This window comes from Dongia sp. P2_B8 (assembly GCF_056404715.1).
Genome location: NZ_JBFUDM010000001.1, coordinates 657,300 through 674,694 on the forward strand (window position 1 = coordinate 657,300; position 17,395 = coordinate 674,694).

16 protein-coding genes and 1 tRNA gene are annotated in these 17,395 nt (G+C 60.9%); 14 read left to right on the plus strand and 3 right to left on the minus strand.

Annotated elements, in window-relative coordinates; translation table 11 throughout:
* Positions 1–107: 107 nt before the first annotated feature.
* The 10 genes from AC1DWZ_RS02965 to AC1DWZ_RS03010 all read left to right on the plus strand — a co-directional run bounded on the left by AC1DWZ_RS02965 (position 108) and on the right by AC1DWZ_RS03010 (position 9,999).
* Positions 108–1,151 carry a rod shape-determining protein gene (locus tag AC1DWZ_RS02965; RefSeq protein ID WP_298683713.1) on the plus strand — a complete coding sequence of 348 codons (1,044 nt, stop codon included), beginning with the start codon at positions 108–110 and terminating at the stop codon, positions 1,149–1,151.
* Between the two features lie 146 nt (positions 1,152–1,297).
* Positions 1,298–2,215: a rod shape-determining protein MreC gene (gene mreC / locus AC1DWZ_RS02970; protein WP_477167372.1), complete on the plus strand. Its 918-nt coding sequence runs from the start codon at positions 1,298–1,300 to the stop codon at positions 2,213–2,215.
* Complete coding sequence (locus AC1DWZ_RS02975) at positions 2,212–2,730, plus strand: hypothetical protein (protein WP_477167373.1); 519 nt, start codon at positions 2,212–2,214, stop codon at positions 2,728–2,730. Before mreC ends, AC1DWZ_RS02975 begins: the two co-directional genes overlap by 4 nt.
* A gap of 9 nt (positions 2,731–2,739) precedes the next feature.
* Positions 2,740–4,662, plus strand: a complete 1,923-nt coding sequence (gene mrdA, locus AC1DWZ_RS02980) for a penicillin-binding protein 2 (RefSeq protein ID WP_477167374.1) — start codon at positions 2,740–2,742, stop codon at positions 4,660–4,662.
* Between the two features lie 45 nt (positions 4,663–4,707).
* Positions 4,708–5,868, plus strand: coding sequence for a rod shape-determining protein RodA (gene rodA, locus AC1DWZ_RS02985; protein ID WP_477167375.1), 1,161 nt, complete (start codon positions 4,708–4,710; stop codon positions 5,866–5,868).
* 124 nt (positions 5,869–5,992) lie between these two features.
* Positions 5,993–6,068, plus strand: a tRNA-Lys gene (locus AC1DWZ_RS02990).
* A gap of 119 nt (positions 6,069–6,187) precedes the next feature.
* Positions 6,188–6,706: a PAS domain-containing protein gene (locus AC1DWZ_RS02995; protein ID WP_477167376.1), complete on the plus strand. Its 519-nt coding sequence runs from the start codon at positions 6,188–6,190 to the stop codon at positions 6,704–6,706.
* 303 nt (positions 6,707–7,009) lie between these two features.
* Positions 7,010–7,690, plus strand: a complete 681-nt coding sequence (locus tag AC1DWZ_RS03000; RefSeq protein ID WP_477167377.1) for a hypothetical protein — start codon at positions 7,010–7,012, stop codon at positions 7,688–7,690.
* Between the two features lie 17 nt (positions 7,691–7,707).
* The gene (locus tag AC1DWZ_RS03005; RefSeq protein ID WP_477167378.1) at positions 7,708–8,466 is read left to right on the plus strand and encodes a response regulator transcription factor; all 759 of its coding nucleotides are present in this window, start codon (positions 7,708–7,710) and stop codon (positions 8,464–8,466) included.
* 51 nt (positions 8,467–8,517) lie between these two features.
* Entirely contained in the window at positions 8,518–9,999 is a 1,482-nt protein-coding gene (locus AC1DWZ_RS03010; RefSeq protein WP_477167379.1) for a sensor histidine kinase, read from the plus strand.
* Here the strand turns inward: AC1DWZ_RS03010 and AC1DWZ_RS03015 are convergent.
* The 3 genes from AC1DWZ_RS03015 to puuE are packed head-to-tail and all read right to left on the minus strand — an operon-like array spanning position 9,996 to position 12,411.
* Positions 9,996–10,487 carry an ureidoglycolate lyase gene (locus tag AC1DWZ_RS03015; protein ID WP_477167380.1) on the minus strand — a complete coding sequence of 164 codons (492 nt, stop codon included), beginning with the start codon at positions 10,485–10,487 and terminating at the stop codon, positions 9,996–9,998. The two genes, AC1DWZ_RS03010 and AC1DWZ_RS03015, sit on opposite strands and share 4 nt — an antisense overlap.
* On the minus strand, positions 10,484–11,485 hold the full coding sequence (alc, locus tag AC1DWZ_RS03020) for an allantoicase (protein WP_477167381.1): 1,002 nt from the start codon (positions 11,483–11,485) through the stop codon (positions 10,484–10,486). The genes AC1DWZ_RS03015 and alc overlap by 4 nt, the downstream gene beginning before the upstream one ends.
* Positions 11,486–11,496: 11 nt before the next feature.
* The gene (gene puuE / locus AC1DWZ_RS03025; RefSeq protein WP_477167382.1) at positions 11,497–12,411 is read right to left on the minus strand and encodes an allantoinase PuuE; all 915 of its coding nucleotides are present in this window, start codon (positions 12,409–12,411) and stop codon (positions 11,497–11,499) included.
* 273 nt (positions 12,412–12,684) lie between these two features.
* On the opposite strand from puuE, the gene AC1DWZ_RS03030 reads away from it, so the two are divergent.
* From AC1DWZ_RS03030 to AC1DWZ_RS03045, 4 genes are read left to right on the plus strand one after another with little or no spacing between them, the layout of a single operon-like run.
* Entirely contained in the window at positions 12,685–13,677 is a 993-nt protein-coding gene (locus AC1DWZ_RS03030) for a BMP family lipoprotein (protein WP_477167383.1), read from the plus strand.
* A 21-nt stretch (positions 13,678–13,698) separates the two neighbouring features.
* Positions 13,699–15,300: an ABC transporter ATP-binding protein gene (locus tag AC1DWZ_RS03035; protein WP_477167384.1), complete on the plus strand. Its 1,602-nt coding sequence runs from the start codon at positions 13,699–13,701 to the stop codon at positions 15,298–15,300.
* Positions 15,297–16,427: an ABC transporter permease gene (locus AC1DWZ_RS03040; RefSeq protein ID WP_477167385.1), complete on the plus strand. Its 1,131-nt coding sequence runs from the start codon at positions 15,297–15,299 to the stop codon at positions 16,425–16,427. Before AC1DWZ_RS03035 ends, AC1DWZ_RS03040 begins: the two co-directional genes overlap by 4 nt.
* Positions 16,420–17,394, plus strand: a complete 975-nt coding sequence (locus tag AC1DWZ_RS03045) for an ABC transporter permease (protein ID WP_477167386.1) — start codon at positions 16,420–16,422, stop codon at positions 17,392–17,394. Before AC1DWZ_RS03040 ends, AC1DWZ_RS03045 begins: the two co-directional genes overlap by 8 nt.
* Position 17,395: the final 1 nt, after the last annotated feature.

Below are 17,395 nucleotides of genomic sequence, written 5' to 3' on the forward strand. Positions count from 1 at the left end.
TTCGATTGACTCCAGGGGAATGTGGATATGTCTGTCTCCAGGGCGTGCCCGATCGGGCGTGCGGTAAGAACAATAACGCCGTGTCGTGCGGCAAGCAGGTGGTACTGATGTTTTCGAAGTTGATGGGCATGTTCTCCGCCGATATGGCGATCGACCTCGGTACTGCAAACACGCTGGTTTACGTCAAAGGCCGTGGCATCGTGCTCAACGAGCCGTCCGTGGTGGCGATCGCCGATGTGAAGGGCAAGAAGCATGTCCTTGCAGTCGGTGACGAAGCCAAGCTGATGCTGGGTCGCACGCCCGGCAACATCCAGGCCATCCGGCCGCTGCGCGACGGCGTCATTGCCGATTTCGAAGTGGCCGAAGAGATGATCAAGCACTTCATCCGCAAAGTGCACAACAACCGCCGCAGCTTTGCCCGTCCGCAGATCATTGTCTGTGTGCCGTCGGGTTCGACCGCGGTCGAGCGCCGCGCCATTCAGGAATCCGCTGAATCCGCAGGCGCCAGCAAGGTTTACCTGATTGAAGAGCCGATGGCGGCCGCGATCGGCGCCGGCCTTCCCGTGACCGAACCGACTGGGTCGATGGTTGTCGATATCGGCGGCGGCACCACGGAAGTGGCGGTTCTGAGCCTTGGCGGCATTGTCTATTCGCGTTCGGTGCGTGTCGGTGGCGACAAGATGGACGAAGCCATCATCGCCTATATCCGCCGCAACCATAACCTCCTGGTCGGCGAAGGCTCGGCGGAGCGTATCAAGAAGGAAATCGGTTCCGCCTGCCCGCCGGAAGACGGGGAAGGGCGCGTCATGGAGATCAAGGGCCGCGATCTGATGAACGGCGTGCCCAAGGAACTGGTGATCACCGAGCGGCAGGTGGCGGAAGCCCTGGCCGAACCGGTTGGTGCCATCATCGAGGCCGTCAAAGTGGCCCTCGAACACACGGCCCCGGAACTCGCTGCCGACATCGTCGACAAAGGCATCGTGCTCACCGGCGGTGGCGCGCTGCTGGCCAATCTCGACTTCGTCCTGCGTCATGCGACCGGTCTGCCGGTCTCGATCGCCGACGACGCGCTCTCCTGCGTGGCACTGGGCACCGGCCGTTGCCTTGAAGATATCAAGGCGCATCGGCACGTCCTCATAAACATGTATTGAGGTTGATGACGGGAAGTTCAGTGATTTCTCACGGAAATACACCCGCTTATTAATTGCGCTTTAACCCCGCCTGTGGAAAAATGCCCTAAGTGATTGATTGCCCAAGGAGTCACGGGCGATCTCCTTAGTTCTGGGAGGAATCATAGGTGAACAAGCGTATGGGATCGATCGGGGCCGCAGCAGCGACCCGCTCATGGACCCATCGTTTCACTTTTGTTCTTTTGGTCGCCTTTGCCTTCGGTCTGATGCTGATCGGCAAGCCGGACTCTGTTCTGGTCAGCCGCGTTCGCATGATGATGATGGACATTACGGCGCCGATGATCAACGCCGTCTCCAGGCCGATCGATGCGGCCCGCGAAACCGCAAGCGACGTGCGCGACTACTTCGCTCTCAAAGCCGAAAACGAAGCTCTCAAGATGCAGAACGACACATTGCTCGAATGGCAGCGTGTCGCACGCGAATTGCAGGCCGAGAACGCCAACCTGCGTGGTCTCCTCAACTTCCAGCCGGGGCCGAAGGTCAGCTTTGTCACCGCCAGCGTCGTTGCCGATACGTCATCGAGCTTCGTGCGCTCCCTGATCGTCCTGGGCGGCAGCAAGGCTGGCGTTGCCAAGGGGCAGGCCGCGGTAACTGGCGCTGGCCTTGCCGGGCGTGTGCTGGAGGTGGGCGACCGTTCTGCCCGCATCCTGTTGATCACCGATATTAACGCCCGCGTACCGGTCGTGGCGGAACGCAGCCGCGACCAGGCCGTGCTTGCTGGGCGCAACTCCGATCTTCCAGAGCTTCTCTATCTGTCGCGTGACAGCGACGTCAAAGTCGGCGACCGCTTGGTGACGTCTGGGCAGGGTGGCGTCTTTCCGGCGGGCCTGCCGGTGGGGGAAGTCATCTCGGCCACGGGCGGCCATGTGCAGGTCCGGCCCTATGTCGATTTCAGCCGGCTCGAAAACATCCGCCTTATCGATTACAGCCTGCCCGGTATCCTGCTCAATGACCTTGGTGTCGATACGACCAAAGCGCTCAACCCGAGCAAGGCCGGATCGGTCCCGTCCGAGGCGGCGGAGTGATCAGGCCGACCCTTGGCCAACAGGCCGATATTGCCTGGCGTGCAGCTCTGCCGGTTGGTCTTACGGTGCTCTTGCTGTTCGTGGCGCTGCTCTCCTGGCACATGCCCCGGCTCGGCACGATCGCCTCAGCACTGGTTCTGATCTCGGTTTTTTTCTGGTCGTTGCATCAGCCTGGCCTGATGAGCATGTGGGGCGTGCTGTCGATCGGCCTCATTCACGATTTGATGACGCTGGCGCCCTTTGGTGTCGGCCTTCTCGTTCTGCTGATCGTCCACGGTGTCGCAACGTGGCAGCGCAAGGCACTTATCGGCATGCCGTTTCTGCTGATCTGGGGCCTGTTCGGCGTGGTCGCTGCCGGCGCTACCTTGCTGACATGGATCCTGGTCTCGTTCCTGCAAGAGACGCTGGTCAATCCCAGCCAGGCCTTCAACCTCTTCCTGCTGGAATTCGTGTGCTACCCGCCGCTGGCCTATGTCTTTGCGTGGATCGAGCGGCGTTTGCTGCCGACAGATTGAGAATGCGTCATGGCTGGTAACAAGCAACAGGCTCAGAATCAGGCGAAGGTGTTTTCGCGCCGGGCGATGATCCTGGGCGGCATGCAGGCAACACTCGTCGGCACGCTCATCGCGCGGCTTTATTATCTGCAGGTCGTTGAGTCAGAGAAGTATCGATTGCTGGCGGATGAGAACCGCATCAATCTGCGGCTGCTCCCGCCGTCCCGTGGTCTCATTCTCGATCGCTTCGGCGTGCCGCTTGCGGCCAACTTCCCAAATTATCGCGCCATCCTGGTCGCTGAACAGACCAAGGATCTGGAACAGACCTTGGGCGATTTTGCGCGCCTGGTGCCGCTTTCCGAACGCGAGCGCACGAAGGTGATGCGCGAATTGAAGCGCAACCGCGCCTTTACGCCGATCCCGGTCAAGGAAGATCTGTCCTGGGAACAGATGAGTCAGGTCGAGCTCAATCTGCCGGAACTGCCGGGCATTTCGATCGAGGAAGATCAGAAGCGCTACTATCCCTTTGCCGGCCTGACCGCGCACATTTTGGGTTATGTGCAGACGGCATCGGAGCCGGAGGTTGCTGCGGATCCCGATCCGTTGCTGACCTTGCCGGGCTTCCGGATCGGTCGCAACGGCCTTGAAAAAACCTATGACAAATCGCTGCGTGGTTCTGCCGGCAAGAGCGAGATCGAGGTCAATTCGGTTGGCCGCATCATTCGCCAGCTGTCGCGGGTCGAGGGCAAGGCTGGTGCCGATCTGGTCACGACAATCGATATCGGCTTGCAGGAATTTGCCCAGCAGCGCATCGCTGCCGAGCAATCATGCTCGACCGTGGTGATGGATATTTTTACCGGCGAGATCATGGCGATGGCGTCGACGCCGAGCTTTGATCCGGCCTCGTTCTATCGGGGCATTTCCGGCGATGAATGGCGTTCCTTGAATGCCGACATGTTTCGTCCGCTGACCAACAAGACGATCTCCGACGGCTACGCACCGGGCTCGACCTTCAAGCTGGTAACCGCGATCGCGGCGCAGGAAGCGGGGATCAGCCCCAATTTCAGCGTCTTTTGCCCGGGCTTCTATACGTTCGGACCGATGCGGTTGCATTGCTGGAAGAAGGAAGGCCACGGCCATGTGTCAATGGCCGATGCGCTGAAGCATTCCTGCGACGTCTATTTCTACGACATCTCCAAGCGCGTGGGTATCGATGCGATTGCCGAAACGGCACGGAAATTCGGTCTCGGCAAACTGACCGGCGTCGATCTGCCGGGTGAAAATCCCGGAACCATTCCGGATCAAGCCTGGAAGATCGGGACGTTGGGCGAGAAATGGTATCCGGGCGAAACGCTGGTGGCTGGTATCGGCCAAGGCTTCATTCAGGCGTCGCCTTTGCAGCTCTGCCTCATGACGGCACGCGTGGCCAATGGCGGTTATGCTGTGACGCCGCGTTTGTTCAAGCGCTATGGCGCATCCAACGGCGCCAGCTCTACAGATCCGGACGTGCTGGCGGCTAACGCCAAGATAGCCGATGCGGCGGCACCCAAGATGGATGTCAATCCAGACCATCTCGCCATCGTCCGGCGCGGGATGGATCTGGTCACCAATGACCAGCGCGGCACGGCCTATCGCCGCCGCATCGATATTCCTGGCATGGAGATGGCTGGCAAGACAGGCACCAGCCAGGTGCGGCGCATCACCATGTCGGAACGCGCGACGGGTGTGCGCAAGAACGAGGATTTGCCCTGGCCGCAGCGCGACCATGCGCTGTTCGTTGCCTTTGCCCCTGTGCACCAGCCGCGTTACGCGATCTCGGTCGTCATTGAGCATGGCGGTGGCGGGTCGACCTTTGCTGCGCCGATTGCCCGCGACATTCTGATTGAATGCCAGCGCCGCGATCCGGCACGCCGCAATCCCAATGACGAAGGCGGCAGGCGGGAAATGCCATGATGCCCAATCCTATCTCAGTGGGCCTAATGGGCGGGAGCGTCTGACATGTTCGCCATGACGCCAATGGGCAACAAGCAGAAGAAGGTCTCGCTCGGCGAGAAGCTGCTGCAATTGAACTGGAGCCTGGTGCTGCTGGTAACGGCCGTGGCATCGATTGGCTTTGCCATGCTCTATTCCGCCGCCCATGGCAGCGCCGAACCCTGGATGAACGCGCAGATCAAGCGCTTCGCCCTTGGCATCGTCGGCATGTTGATCCTGGCGCTCATCGATATGCGCTATTACATGCGCTTTGCCTATGTGTTCTACGGTGTCGCCTTCATTCTCCTGGTCTATGTCGAATTTCTGGGCGAGATCGGCATGGGCGCGCAGCGCTGGATCAATCTCGGCTTCATCCAGCTGCAACCGTCGGAAATGATGAAGATCGCGCTGGTGCTCAGTCTTGCGCGCTATTTCCACGGTGTGGATTGGGAGGCCGTCGGCAAGCCCTGGGTCCTGATCCCGCCGACCCTGCTTGCGGTAGCACCCGCCGGGTTGGTCATGAAACAGCCAGATCTCGGCACCGCCGTCACTCTCATGATCGTCGGTGGAGCGATGTTCTTTGCTGCCGGCGTGCGGTGGTGGAAGTTCGCCATCATCATTGCAGTCGGCATTGTGGGCGCCTATTTCGCCTGGAATTCCGATCTGCTGCACGACTATCAGAAGGCCCGCATTCTGACGTTCCTCGACCCGGAATCGGATGTGCGCGGGGCTGGCTACCACATCATCCAGTCGAAGATTGCACTGGGTTCGGGCGGTGTCTGGGGCAAAGGCTTCCTGCAGGGGACACAGAGCCATCTCGACTTTCTGCCGGAGCGGCAGACTGACTTCATCTTCACCATGTTTGCTGAAGAGTGGGGATTGGTCGGTGGAATCGTCCTCCTCACGCTCTATTCGATGCTGGTGCTTTATGGTGTCGTGATTGCGCTCAGATGCCGCAGCCAGTTCGGCAAGATGATGGCGTTCGGGCTCAGCTTCAACCTGTTCACCTATTTCTTCATCAATACCGCCATGGTCATGGGGCTGATTCCGGTCGTCGGCGTCCCATTGCCGCTGATTTCCTACGGCGGCACGGCGATGATGACGGTGCTGGCCGGATTCGGCCTGATGATGTCAGCCTATGTGCACCGCGACGCCAAGATCGGCCGAACTGGGCGCGAGGAAAATTAAGCCTTGCTTACAGTGGGGTAAGTGCCAGATCCGACAGGTGAATTTTTGTTATCGACAGGCCGCAGGGCGTTTGCTATACCGCGCGCCGACCGGACCTTCCGGTGAAGGCCGTGACTGGCCGCGCGGGCGCATAGCTCAGTTGGTAGAGCAGCTGACTCTTAATCAGCGGGTCGTAGGTTCGAGTCCTACTGCGCCCACCATTCTTTCCGCGAAATAAGTCTGAAGATGTCGTCCGACGCGCAATTGGCGGCTTTCCAGTGCCATGCAGTTGCGCGCCGACTCTGTTAGTCTCGAGCAGCAGAATTGCAGGGTTCACCCCATGTCGCTTGCCCGAGACCAAATCGACATGCTTCCGAACATGCGGCAGCTCTTCGCCTATTGGCAGAGCCTGGCGGATGGTGTGGCGCCGGAACGACATCTGGTCGAGCCGGCGGCGATCAAGCGGCTGCTGCCTTATCTGATGATTGTTGAGTTCACCGAAGTGCCGTTTCGTGTCCGCTATCGGTTGACGGGAACACGAGTTGACGAACAGACGGGCCTCAACCTCACCGGCCGCTATCTCGACGAATTCCGCCATGGCGATGGGGAAGCGGCGATCCGCTATCTGGAAGATTGCTACCGCCAATGTGTCGGAACGGGGATGCCCTTCCATGGCCTTTACGAATGGAAATCCCATGCCGGCTACACGAAGCAGATCGGCTTTGGCCTGTTTCCCTTGCGCGTCAACGGGGTCATCCGCCAATGCCTGTCGATTGAGGATTACACCGATATTACCCCGGAGACGCAGTTGGTCACTTGGTCCGCTCCGGTCCTGAGAATGGTGCCACCCGACAGATAGCCTGGCAGGGGCCACAGGCGGGGCCAGGCGCCCGTACCTCATGCGCCAGCCAAACGGCCTGGGAACCTAATGCTGGGGAACCTATTGCCGGCAAGGGCATTGCATGGTGTGATTTCTGTGATATCTGGTCAACTTGAGCTGGCCGTCATGTATTAACGAGGGCTGGGGTCCCTCAAATCGCCACATTCTAGTGTTGCCCTGCCGCCACGCCATGATCACTATCTTGTATCGATAGGCATTGGCGGCTATCAGCAGACCCTAATCCGCCAGAAAAACACTTCAAGCGGCGCCAAGAGTAGAAGCATGACATCACGGTTTATCTCGCAGCTTGTTAACGGATTTGTCGCGGCAATGCTGCTTTCGGCCTGCGCCGGCGCCGGGCAGGATCATAAGCAACCAGTCATTGTTGCGGCAAAACCAGTGGTCAAAGCGATTCCTCCAGAAGAACCCGTCCTTCCGCGCCTCAAGCCGAAGACCCAGAAAAAAGCCCCCGCGTCGCCCAAATTGTCGGAGCCGGAGACCGCCGATGAAGCGGCCGCGGCGCCAGGCGACACCAATGCCGACCTGACGGCGCCGGACGGGCATCTCCAGGCGATCACGCAACAGGCCCCGGGTACGGAGGTGCCGGACAAGGATGCCGACGCAACTGCAACGAGCGGCGACGTCGCTGCCTTGCCCGCTGTACCTGAGGTGATCCAGGCAGAACCGGAGCCGGTCGGCGTCGCCTCGCCGGACGAGCTCAAGAGCAAGGCCGAGAACGACATCGTCAGGATTCTGGGCAAGCCGGTTGCAACGCGTAGCGAGGGAACTGGCACGGTCTGGACCTACCGCACCGACATCTGTTCGCTCGACGTCTATTTCTTCCTCGATGTCGCCGACAATCAGCGGCGCGCCTTGAGCTACGAGATGATGCCGCCCTGGACGGAAGACGATGCTACCCAAAGCTGCTACAAGGCGTTGAAGGCGGCGCATCATGTGCAATGACGATCGGATGAAGAACCATGCCTGAGGCCACCCGCATTGTCGTCGTCGACGATGACGATCTGTTCCGCCCCATGCTGGTCGGCAATCTGTCCGAGGCTGGCTTTGCCGTGCGCGAGTATTCGGCACCGGATGTCGCCCTGGAAGCGTTGAGTGCTGAAAGCGTGGTGCCGGAAACCACGGTCGACCTGTTGATCCTTGATTGGAAAATGCCCGGTCTTACCGGCCTTGAGTTGCTGCAACGCCTGCGGCAGATCGGCCTGATGACACCGGCCATTTTCCTGACCTCACTGGACGATGTCATTTATGAGGAAGCGGCCCTCAAGGCCGGCGCCATCGATTTCGTCGGCAAGACCCGCAGCTTTGCCATCCTGCAGCGCCGCATCGAACTGGCGCTCAGCCGGTCCGAGTTGATCGAAGGACAGGGCGATGTGCAGGGCTCGCCCGATGGGTTGCTGCAGACGGGTCCCCTGGTCCTTGATGCCGGGTCCCATGCCGTCACCTGGCAGGAGCGGCCGGTCAGTCTCACTCTGGGTGAATTCAAGTCCGTGGCCCTGATGGTTCGGGCCGGCCGGGATGTCAGCTACCGCGAGATCTATGATGCGCTGCGCGGTGAGAATTTTGCGGCTGGTCAGGGCCCGGATGGGTACCGGGCCAATGTGCGCGCGCTGATCAAACGCGTGCGTCAAAAATTTATTGCCGTCGATCCCAGTTTCGATGCCATCGAGAATTTCCCGGGGTTCGGTTATCGCTGGCGTGCGGCGGGCAGGGACGCATAGGGTTGCGACGTTAGTTTTGGGGGCCTGATCGGGGAGGGGATTCTGCGGGCGTTGTTCGGATCGGTTCTGGTGAAACTGGTGCTGCTCGGGCTGGTGTTCCTGAGCGTGCCGATGATTCTCTATGGCCGTTTCGCGACCGTGGATGAAGAGCGCCAGCAGCTGTTGCTCAGCAACCTGCAGAACCAGGGTTACTTGCTGTCGCAGGGCCTGGAGCTGGCGCTGCGCGCCGAGGGCGCCAAGGCGCCGGTGGCGGCGGCCGATTGGGTGGCGCGGCTTGGGACCAGCAGCCTGCGTATCAAACTGCTGATGCGTCCCGTGGGCGAGCAGCAGAGTTTTTACTATGTCGCTGCCTTTCCGACGATCGATGCTGCCTATCTCGATGCCGAGCGACAGGCGCTGGTCGCCACGGGCATTCTGGGCAAGGTCGAGGAAAGCTGTGCCGGCAATCGCAGCTTGAGCCAAAGTTTCACAGGCCCCACCGGCACGATCGAAATCCTGACATCCATCTCACCTTTTCATACCGAGGTTGGTTGCTGGGCGGTGATCACCGCCTACGCCGAAAGCGATCCGGCCGGCACCACATTGGCCCGTCCCTTCGCGTCGGCGCCGGAAGTGCGCTGGGCCGGCATCTTCTACGCCATGATGGCGTTGCTCATCCTGGCGGTCGCTGTCTCCGTTGCCCTCGGACTGCGGCGCTTTGCACGCCTCGCACGGCTCATCCGTCGTGCGCCTGGACGGCGCCAGATCAGCTTTGCCAACGCGACACCCGTGCCGGAACTGAAGCCGGTGGCGGTTGAATTCGACAGCCTGGTGACCACGCTGGAAACATCGGCCCGGTCGATCCGCGAAGCGGCGGAAGAAAACGCTCATGCCTTGAAGGCGCCGATTGCCGCCATGGCGCAGGCGGTCGAGCCGATCCGGCGCGTCGCCAATTCCGCCAATGACGACCGTGCCAAGCGTGCTGTGGAGACAATCGAGCGCGCGCTGGAGCGGATGGAAGATCTCGTGGCCTCAGCGCGGCGCATCGACGAGGCGATCGCAGAAATGATCGATGCGCCGGCAGCGCCTATCAAGCTGTCTTCGATGGTCGAGAATACGGCGCGTGCCTTTGCCGAAGCCCATGGCAGCAACGTCAAGATCGTCGCCAATGTTGAGCCCGGCATCAAAGTGGCAGCGAGCGAAGAAGCCCTGGAGACGGCAATTGAGAATCTGGTCGACAATGCCGTGAGCTTTGCGCCGCCGGGTTCTACCGTGCGCCTGGAACTGAAGCAGGGCGGCGGCCGCGCGCGCCTTGCGGTGATCGATCAGGGACCGGGTGTGCCGGTCGATTTGTTGCCGGCGATTTTTGAGCGCCATGTCTCGCACCGGCCACAAACCAATGGCGCCGACGCACGTGCGTCGGGCGGTCCACATTTTGGTCTCGGCCTCGCCATCGTGCGGCGGAATATCGAGCTGATGGGCGGCCGGGTCTCGGCGCGCAATCGCCCGGAAGGTGGTTTCGAAGTGACGCTGAGCCTGCCGTTGGCGAGCTAGCCGATCACGAAGATCTCATCGGTAAAGGCGATCTCGTCGCAATTGTCGCCAGAGCCACCGCGGTCGATGACCAGGAAGTCCTGCGTGTTGTCGACGGCGATCAACGGGTGATGCCAGGTACCCCTCGCATAATTGACACCCTGCGATCCTTGGGTTCGGAAACAGCGCAAATCAGCTGCTGCAGGTGCTGTGCCAGGCCTCGCGACCAGCACCAGGAACGGGCGCGGGCTCAACGGAACGAAAGCCTGCGACGAGAGCGGATGCCGCTCCATCATGGTGACTCGCAAAGGCAGCGTGCGGGGCTTAGCGCGGAAAATATTGAGTAGCGGCCTGCCGTCTTCCACCGCCACGTCGATCTTGGCGAGGTCGTGGTAGCGCTCGGCATAGCCTTCATTGATCGTGTAATGCTTGGCGGCTCCTTCGCAATCGATGACATCACCGAACGGTGTGAAGGCCACACGTGTCAGGGCCTCGATTCTGATATTCATGCAGGCTGCCCCCACAGGCGCAGACGCGATACGCCGCCGTCGGGGATGACGTTGAGACGCACATGGCTGATCGGGCCAAGATCGGCAATCTCGCTGGTGAAGAGATGTTGCTTGTCCATCGCCATCTTCTGTTCCGGCAGCAGCGTACGCCAGAACATGGATTGCGTAACCACCGACTGGTCGGTTGACGTGGTGACCAGCGCCGCTTGGATGGAACAGCGGTCGGGATAGTTGCCTTTGAAATGCGCGGTATCGATCTCGATCTTTGAAATGTGGCCGGTCGTGCCCAGGGCGATAATGCTCCAATCGTTGCCCGGCTCGCGCCGCCGGCGCGTTTCCCAACCATCACCCATGTTTACACCGCGACCAGGATAGAGAAGGCGCATTGGTGTGCCGTAATGCTGATCGGAACAGGCGATGGCATAGGCACCAAGCTCGATCGCCGCCAGATTGACCGGCTGTTTGCGGTCGATTTTCTGCCAATCCACCGCCGGCCGGCCATAGGCGCGCAGGCGCGCGATACCGCCATCGGGATAGATGTTGAGCCGGATATGGCTGAAAACATTGTCATTGGTCACCGGGACGAAGTGATGGCTGTCCCCCTTCAAGGACGTTGCCGGCACGATCGTCGTCCAGATGGTCTTCGTATCCGGCGTGCCGCTGATGTTGCAGGTATCGATCGACGCCGCCGGCGGGTAGTTGCCGGTGAAATGGCTGGTATCGATGTCGAACCCGCTGATCCGGCCAGGCAGGCCGAGCTGACAGATGCAATGGTCATAGCCCTCCTGTCTTTTGCGGCGGCTTTCCCATCCATCCATCCATTTGCCGTTATCGTCATACTTGCCGGGAATGAATATGGCTGGCTCGGGGTTGAGCATTCGCTCCTTGGGCGCAAAGAAATCGTCGCTAGAAGAGAGCGCCGCTGCCCCCAGCCGCGGATCCAGAAGATTGATAAAGGAGGCGCCGAACGGGTGCTGGTCTGTGGCCGAACTGTTCATCAAGAGGGCTCCTAGCCGCGATAGGGGTGATGTTCGCGCCAATGACGCGCGATGTCGAGGCGCCGGCAGATCCACACCTTGTCATGCCCGGCGGCATGTTCGATGAAACGCTCCAGGGACAGCAATCGCCCTGGCCGGCCCACGAGGCGCGCATGCAGGCCGATGGACATCATGCGCGGGGTCCTGGCACCTTCCGCATAGAGCACATCGAAACTGTCGCGCAGGTAGCTGAAGAATTGATCGCCGCTGTTGAAGCCCTGCGGTGTTGCAAAGCGCATATCGTTGGCATCGAGCGTATAGGGCACCATCAATTGCGGTGATCCGTGCAAGGTTGACCAGAATGGCAGATCGTCGCTGTAATCGTCGGCATTGTAGAGAAAGCCACCTTCTTCGGCGACCAGGCGGTGGGTATTGGGGCCGGTGCGGCCGGTATACCAGCCGAGCGGCCGTTCGCCGGTCACGGCCTTGATGGCGCCGATGGCGCGCTGCAGATGATCGCGCTCCGTCACCTCATCGATATTCTGGTAGTTGATCCAGCGATAGCCATGGCTGCAGATCTCGTGGCCGGCCTGGTGCATCGCCCGGATGATCTCCGGGTGGCGCTCGACGGCCATGCCGACGGCAAAGACGGTCAGCGGCAGCTTGTGGCGGTGAAACAGGTCGAGCACCCGCCAGGCACCGACCCGGCTGCCATATTCATAAATCGATTCCATGCTGATATGGCGCTGGTCGGGCAGGGGCTGTGCGCCCACGATTTCGGACAGGAACGCCTCCGAGGCGGCATCTCCGTGCAGGATATTATTCTCGCCGCCTTCTTCGTAATTCAGCACGAACTGCACGGCGACCCTGGCGTCGCCGGGCCAGTCGGCCCGGGGCGGCCGGTTGCCATAGCCGATGAGATCCCGTGGATATTTCCCTGCCGCCATCGGCCGCGTCCCCCGATTCCATGCTTGTTTCGCCACGCCCAGCTTACACCGGCCCGCCCGCCTGTTGGGGAGCGCGGCCGGCGGGCGAAACTCTCCCAATCTTTCTTTGAAAATACTGCTGGGGTGGCTCATCTTTGACCAATCCGGGGGATATCCAGGTTGATTCCTGTCCAAAGGGTCAGCATTATCCCCCTAGGGCAGATGGCCAATCGATTGCGGTTATCTGGACTGGCTAAAAGAAACGGCCAAAAGGCCAATTTTGGGAGATATGAAATGAACAAGTTCGTGTTGCAGGCCGCAACCGCGATGGCCCTCATGTTCGCGGCCGGCACTGCCGCGGCTGAACCGGCCGTCGTGTACGACGCCGGCGGCAAATTCGACAAATCCTTCAACGAAGCCGCCTTCAATGGCATGGAGAAGTACAAGGCCGAGACGGGCGACGCCTATCTCGAATTCGAGGTGCAGACCGATGCCCAGCGCGAGCAGGCTTTCCGGCGCATGGCGGAGAAGGGTGCGGATCCTATCATCGGCATTGGCTTCAGCCAGGCTGATGCGCTGACCAAGGTCGCCAAGGAATTCCCCGACAAGCACTTTGCCATCATCGACATGGTGGTCGAGCTGCCCAACGTGCAGTCGATCGTCTTCAACGAGCATGAAGGCTCGTTCCTGGTCGGCATTCTGGCATCGATGGCCAGCAAATCCGCCAAGGTCGGCTTCATCGGCGGCATGGACATTCCCCTCATCCGCCGCTTCGCCTGCGGCTATGAGCAGGGTGCTAAATTCGCCAACAAGGATGTGGCCGTCACCGAGAACATGACCGGTACCACGCCAGCGGCCTGGAATGATCCGACCAAGGGAACCGAATTGGCCAAGGGCCAGTTCGACCAGGGTGTCGACGTGATCTTCGCTGCCGCCGGTGGCACCGGGACGGGCGTCTATCAGGCTGCCAAGGATGCCGGCAAGTTCGCCATCGGCGTCGACAGCAACCAGAACTACATCCATCCGGGCACCATGCTGACCTCGATGGTGAAGCGCGTCGACGTTGCCGTCTACAATTCGGCCAAGGCCGCCAAGGACGGCAGCTGGAAGGCTGGCGTCACCGTCATGGACCTCGCGCACGATGGCGTGGGTTGGGCGCTCGACGATAACAACAAGGCGTTGATCACGCCGGACATGTCCGCCAAGGTCGAAGGCGCCAAGGCCGACATCATTGCCGGCAAGATCAAGGTGCATGACTACATGACCGACAACGCCTGCACCTACTAACCCTCAGATTGTCTTAGATCCATGCCACCAGCCCCGGCCGGGCCGGATCGGGCGATAGAGACAGCGGCGGCGTCCAACGGGGCGCCGCCGCCTGCTATCGAGCTGATCGGCATCAACAAGCGTTTTGGCACCGTCCAGGCCAATCGCGATGTCTGCTTGCGCATCGAAAAGGGCAAGATTCACGGCATCATCGGTGAGAATGGCGCCGGCAAATCGACCTTGATGTCGATCGTCTACGGTTTCTATGAGGCTGATAGCGGCGCCATCCAGATTGACGGACAGCCCGTCACCATTCGCAGTTCGGCTGACGCCATTGCGGCTGGCATCGGCATGGTCCATCAGCATTTCATGCTGGTGGACAGCTTTACCGTTCTTGAAAATGTGATGCTGGGCGCCGAAGGCGGCGCGCTCCTGCAGGAGGGGGCCGACAAGGCGCGGGCTGAACTCATGCGCCTTGCCCAGGAGTTCGGCCTCATCGTCGACCCGGACGCGCGCATCGGTGACCTGCCGGTCGGCGATCAGCAGCGCGTCGAGATTCTGAAGGCCCTGTTCCGGCATTGCTCCATTCTCATTCTCGATGAGCCGACCGGCGTGCTGACGCCGCAGGAAACCGATCAGCTGTTCCGCATCCTGCGCGCCTTGACCGCGCGTGGTGTGACAGTGCTGCTCATCACGCACAAGCTTAAGGAAGTGCTGGCAGTGACCGACCATGTCACGGTGATGCGGGCTGGAGAGGTTGTGGCCGACCGCCGCACGGCCGACACCAACGCCAATGAACTTGCCGAACTGATGGTCGGCCGCAAGGTCCGGCTGGAGCTTGAAAAGACGGCGGCCGATCCACAGGCTGCGGAACTCACAGTCGAGCATCTATCGTTGGTCGATGATCGTGGTGTCACGCGCCTGCAAGATCTCAATTTCTCCCTGCAGGCTGGCGAGATCGTCGGTATCGCCGGCGTTTCCGGCAACGGCCAGAGCGAGCTTCTCGAAGTTCTGGCCGGGATCCGGGCGCCCAGTTCCGGCATTATCCGGCTCGGCAAGGTGATCATTTCGGCCGACCGGCCCGGCGATCCTGCGACCATGCGGCAACTGGGTCTGGCTCATGTGCCGGAAGACCGGCACCGCCTGGGCCTGGTTACCGGATTCCCAGCTTGGGAATCCGCAGCACTTGGCTATCAGCGCGATGCCGATCTCGGTGGCCGCTTCCTGCTCAACCGCGCAGCCATGACCGCCCGCTGCCAGAACATGATGCAGGATTTCGACGTCCGGCCACCGCAGCCGCAACTGGGCTCAAGCAAATTCAGCGGCGGCAATCAGCAGAAACTGATTCTGGCGCGTGAGATGGCCTGCCAGCCGCGCATCCTCATCGTCGGCCAGCCGACGCGCGGGGTCGACATCGGTGCCATCGAGTTCATCCACCGGGAGATCGTTACCTTGCGTGACCGCGGCGTTGCTGTCCTGCTGGTCTCTGTCGAGCTCGATGAGATCCTGGCGCTCGCCGACCGTATCCTGGTCATGAACCAGGGCCGCATCGTCGGCGAGATCGCCGGTGACAAGGCCGACGAACGCCAATTGGGCCTGATGATGACCGGCAGTCACGAGTCTCAAGCCGCGGTGGCATCATGAGTACCCGCCCGAGCCAGTTGCCGCGCTGGATCGAGATCGGCCTGCTGCCGGTGCTCAACGTCCTGCTGGCGCTCATTGTCGCCGGTCTCATTCTCTGGACGATCGGCGCCAACCCCTTTGATGCCATCGTCTTCCTGGTGAAGGGCGCCTTCGGCAGCGGCTATGCCTGGGGATATACGCTCTATTACGCGACTAGTTTCATCTTCACCGGTCTTGCGGTTGCTGTGGCCTTTCATGCTGGCCTGTTCAACATCGGTGGAGAAGGGCAGGCCGTCATTGGCGGCCTCGGCGCCGGGGTGGTGGCCCTTGCCTTCGATCATGTTCTGCCGGCGCCCGTTCTGGTGCCGCTGGCGATCATCGCGTCCGGTGTGTTCGGCGCCACTTGGGCTATCGTGCCAGCCTATCTGCAGGCCTATCGCGGCAGCCATATCGTCATCACCACCATCATGTTCAATTTCCTGGCGGCATCCTTGATGGTCTACCTGCTGGTAGACGTATTTCGCGATCCTGGCCAGATGTCGACACAAAGCCGTATTTTCACGGATGCTGCTACGCTGCCGGAAATGTCGGCTGTGTTCGGCTGGTTCGGAATCAAGATTCCCTCGACACCACTCAACCTCTCGCTCATCTGGGCGCTGGTTTGCTGCGGTCTGGTGACGATCTTCATCTGGCGCTCGCGTCTTGGCTATGAAATCCGTGCGACCGGCCTGTCGCCACGCGCCGCGATCTATGCCGGTATCAAGCCGGCGCATGTGACCTTGATCGCGATGGCGATTTCTGGCGCGCTTGCCGGGCAGGTCGGCGTCAACGAAATTCTCGGCGTGCAGCACCGCCTGCTGCTGGAATTCGTGGCGGGTGCCGGCTTTACCGGCATCGCGGTGGCGCTTATGGGCCGCAATCATCCCTTCGGGATCATTCTGGCCAGCATTCTGTTTGGCGCACTTTATCAGGGTGGTGCGGAACTCGCGTTTGAAATTCCCACGATCACGCGCGAGATGATCATCACCATCCAGGGCCTGATCATCCTGTTTTCAGGCGCGCTTGCCTATATGAACCGGCCCTGGGTCGAACGCCTCTATCTGTGGCTGATGGCTATGCGACCGGTGGAGGCGTCTTCCCATGGATGACACGCTCGCTCTTGCTCTATCGACCGTCGCCGCCACCATCCGCATGGCGACGCCATTGATTTTCTGCGCCATGGCCGGCCTGTTCTCGGAACGCTCCGGCGTCATCGACATCGGCCTTGAAGGCAAGATGCTGGCGGCTGCCTTTGCCGCTGCCACGGTCGCCGCGGAAACCGGCTCGCCAATCATCGCCCTGCTGGCAGCCATTGCTGTCGCCGTCATGTTGTCCTTGGTGCATGGCTTTGCCTGCATCACTCATCGTGGAGATCAAGTGGTGTCGGGTGTTGCCGTCAACATCACCGCGGCGGGTCTCACTGTCGTGCTGGGGCACGCCTGGTTCGGCCGCGGTGGCAATACGCCGGACCTCTCGCCGGGACAGCGCTTCATGCCCATCACCTTGCCTGGGGCCGATACCCTGCGTGATGTGCCAGTGATTGGCCCGATCTACTTCCACGTTCTGAGCGGCCACAGCATCCTCACCTATGCTGCCGTGGCATTGGTGCCGATCGTTTGGTTTGCGCTTTACCGCACGCGCTTCGGCTTGCGGTTGCGCGCGGTGGGCGAGGCGCCAGCCGTGGTCGACACTGCCGGCATCTCGGTCGTGCGCTTGCGTTACTCGGCGGTTATGCTGGCGGGCCTGCTATGCGGTGTTGCCGGCACCTTCCTGTCGATCTCGCAGAATGCCGCCTTCCAGAAGGAGATGACGGCCGGGCGGGGCTTCATCGCACTGGCCGCCATGATCTTCGGCAAATGGCGGCCATGGCCCGCCTTCTTTGCCTGCCTGCTGTTCGGCTTCCTCGATGCCATTGCCATCCGCTTGCAGGGTGTCGCCGTCCCGGGCCTCGGCCAGGTACCGGTACCGCTCATTCAGGCATTGCCTTATCTCTTCACTGTTGTGCTGCTGGCCGGCTTCATCGGCAAGGCCATCGCACCCAAGGCCATTGGCCTGCCCTATATCAAGGAACGATGAA

What these genes read in the sequence shown, in the direction of transcription:
- alc (WP_477167381.1), bottom strand. Translation starts at nt 11,485, where the DNA reads ATGAACAGTTCGGCCACAGACCAGCACCCGTTCGGCGCCTCCTTTATC.
- AC1DWZ_RS02995 (WP_477167376.1), top strand. Translation starts at nt 6,188, where the DNA reads ATGTCGCTTGCCCGAGACCAAATCGACATGCTTCCGAACATGCGGCAG.
- AC1DWZ_RS03005 (WP_477167378.1), top strand. Translation starts at nt 7,708, where the DNA reads ATGCCTGAGGCCACCCGCATTGTCGTCGTCGACGATGACGATCTGTTC.
- puuE (WP_477167382.1), bottom strand. Translation starts at nt 12,411, where the DNA reads ATGGCGGCAGGGAAATATCCACGGGATCTCATCGGCTATGGCAACCGG.
- AC1DWZ_RS03030 (WP_477167383.1), top strand. Translation starts at nt 12,685, where the DNA reads ATGAACAAGTTCGTGTTGCAGGCCGCAACCGCGATGGCCCTCATGTTC.
- AC1DWZ_RS03040 (WP_477167385.1), top strand. Translation starts at nt 15,297, where the DNA reads ATGAGTACCCGCCCGAGCCAGTTGCCGCGCTGGATCGAGATCGGCCTG.
- rodA (WP_477167375.1), top strand. Translation starts at nt 4,708, where the DNA reads ATGTTCGCCATGACGCCAATGGGCAACAAGCAGAAGAAGGTCTCGCTC.
- AC1DWZ_RS03035 (WP_477167384.1), top strand. Translation starts at nt 13,699, where the DNA reads ATGCCACCAGCCCCGGCCGGGCCGGATCGGGCGATAGAGACAGCGGCG.
- mrdA (WP_477167374.1), top strand. Translation starts at nt 2,740, where the DNA reads ATGGCTGGTAACAAGCAACAGGCTCAGAATCAGGCGAAGGTGTTTTCG.
- AC1DWZ_RS03045 (WP_477167386.1), top strand. Translation starts at nt 16,420, where the DNA reads ATGGATGACACGCTCGCTCTTGCTCTATCGACCGTCGCCGCCACCATC.
- AC1DWZ_RS02965 (WP_298683713.1), top strand. Translation starts at nt 108, where the DNA reads ATGTTTTCGAAGTTGATGGGCATGTTCTCCGCCGATATGGCGATCGAC.
- AC1DWZ_RS03000 (WP_477167377.1), top strand. Translation starts at nt 7,010, where the DNA reads ATGACATCACGGTTTATCTCGCAGCTTGTTAACGGATTTGTCGCGGCA.
- AC1DWZ_RS03015 (WP_477167380.1), bottom strand. Translation starts at nt 10,487, where the DNA reads ATGAATATCAGAATCGAGGCCCTGACACGTGTGGCCTTCACACCGTTC.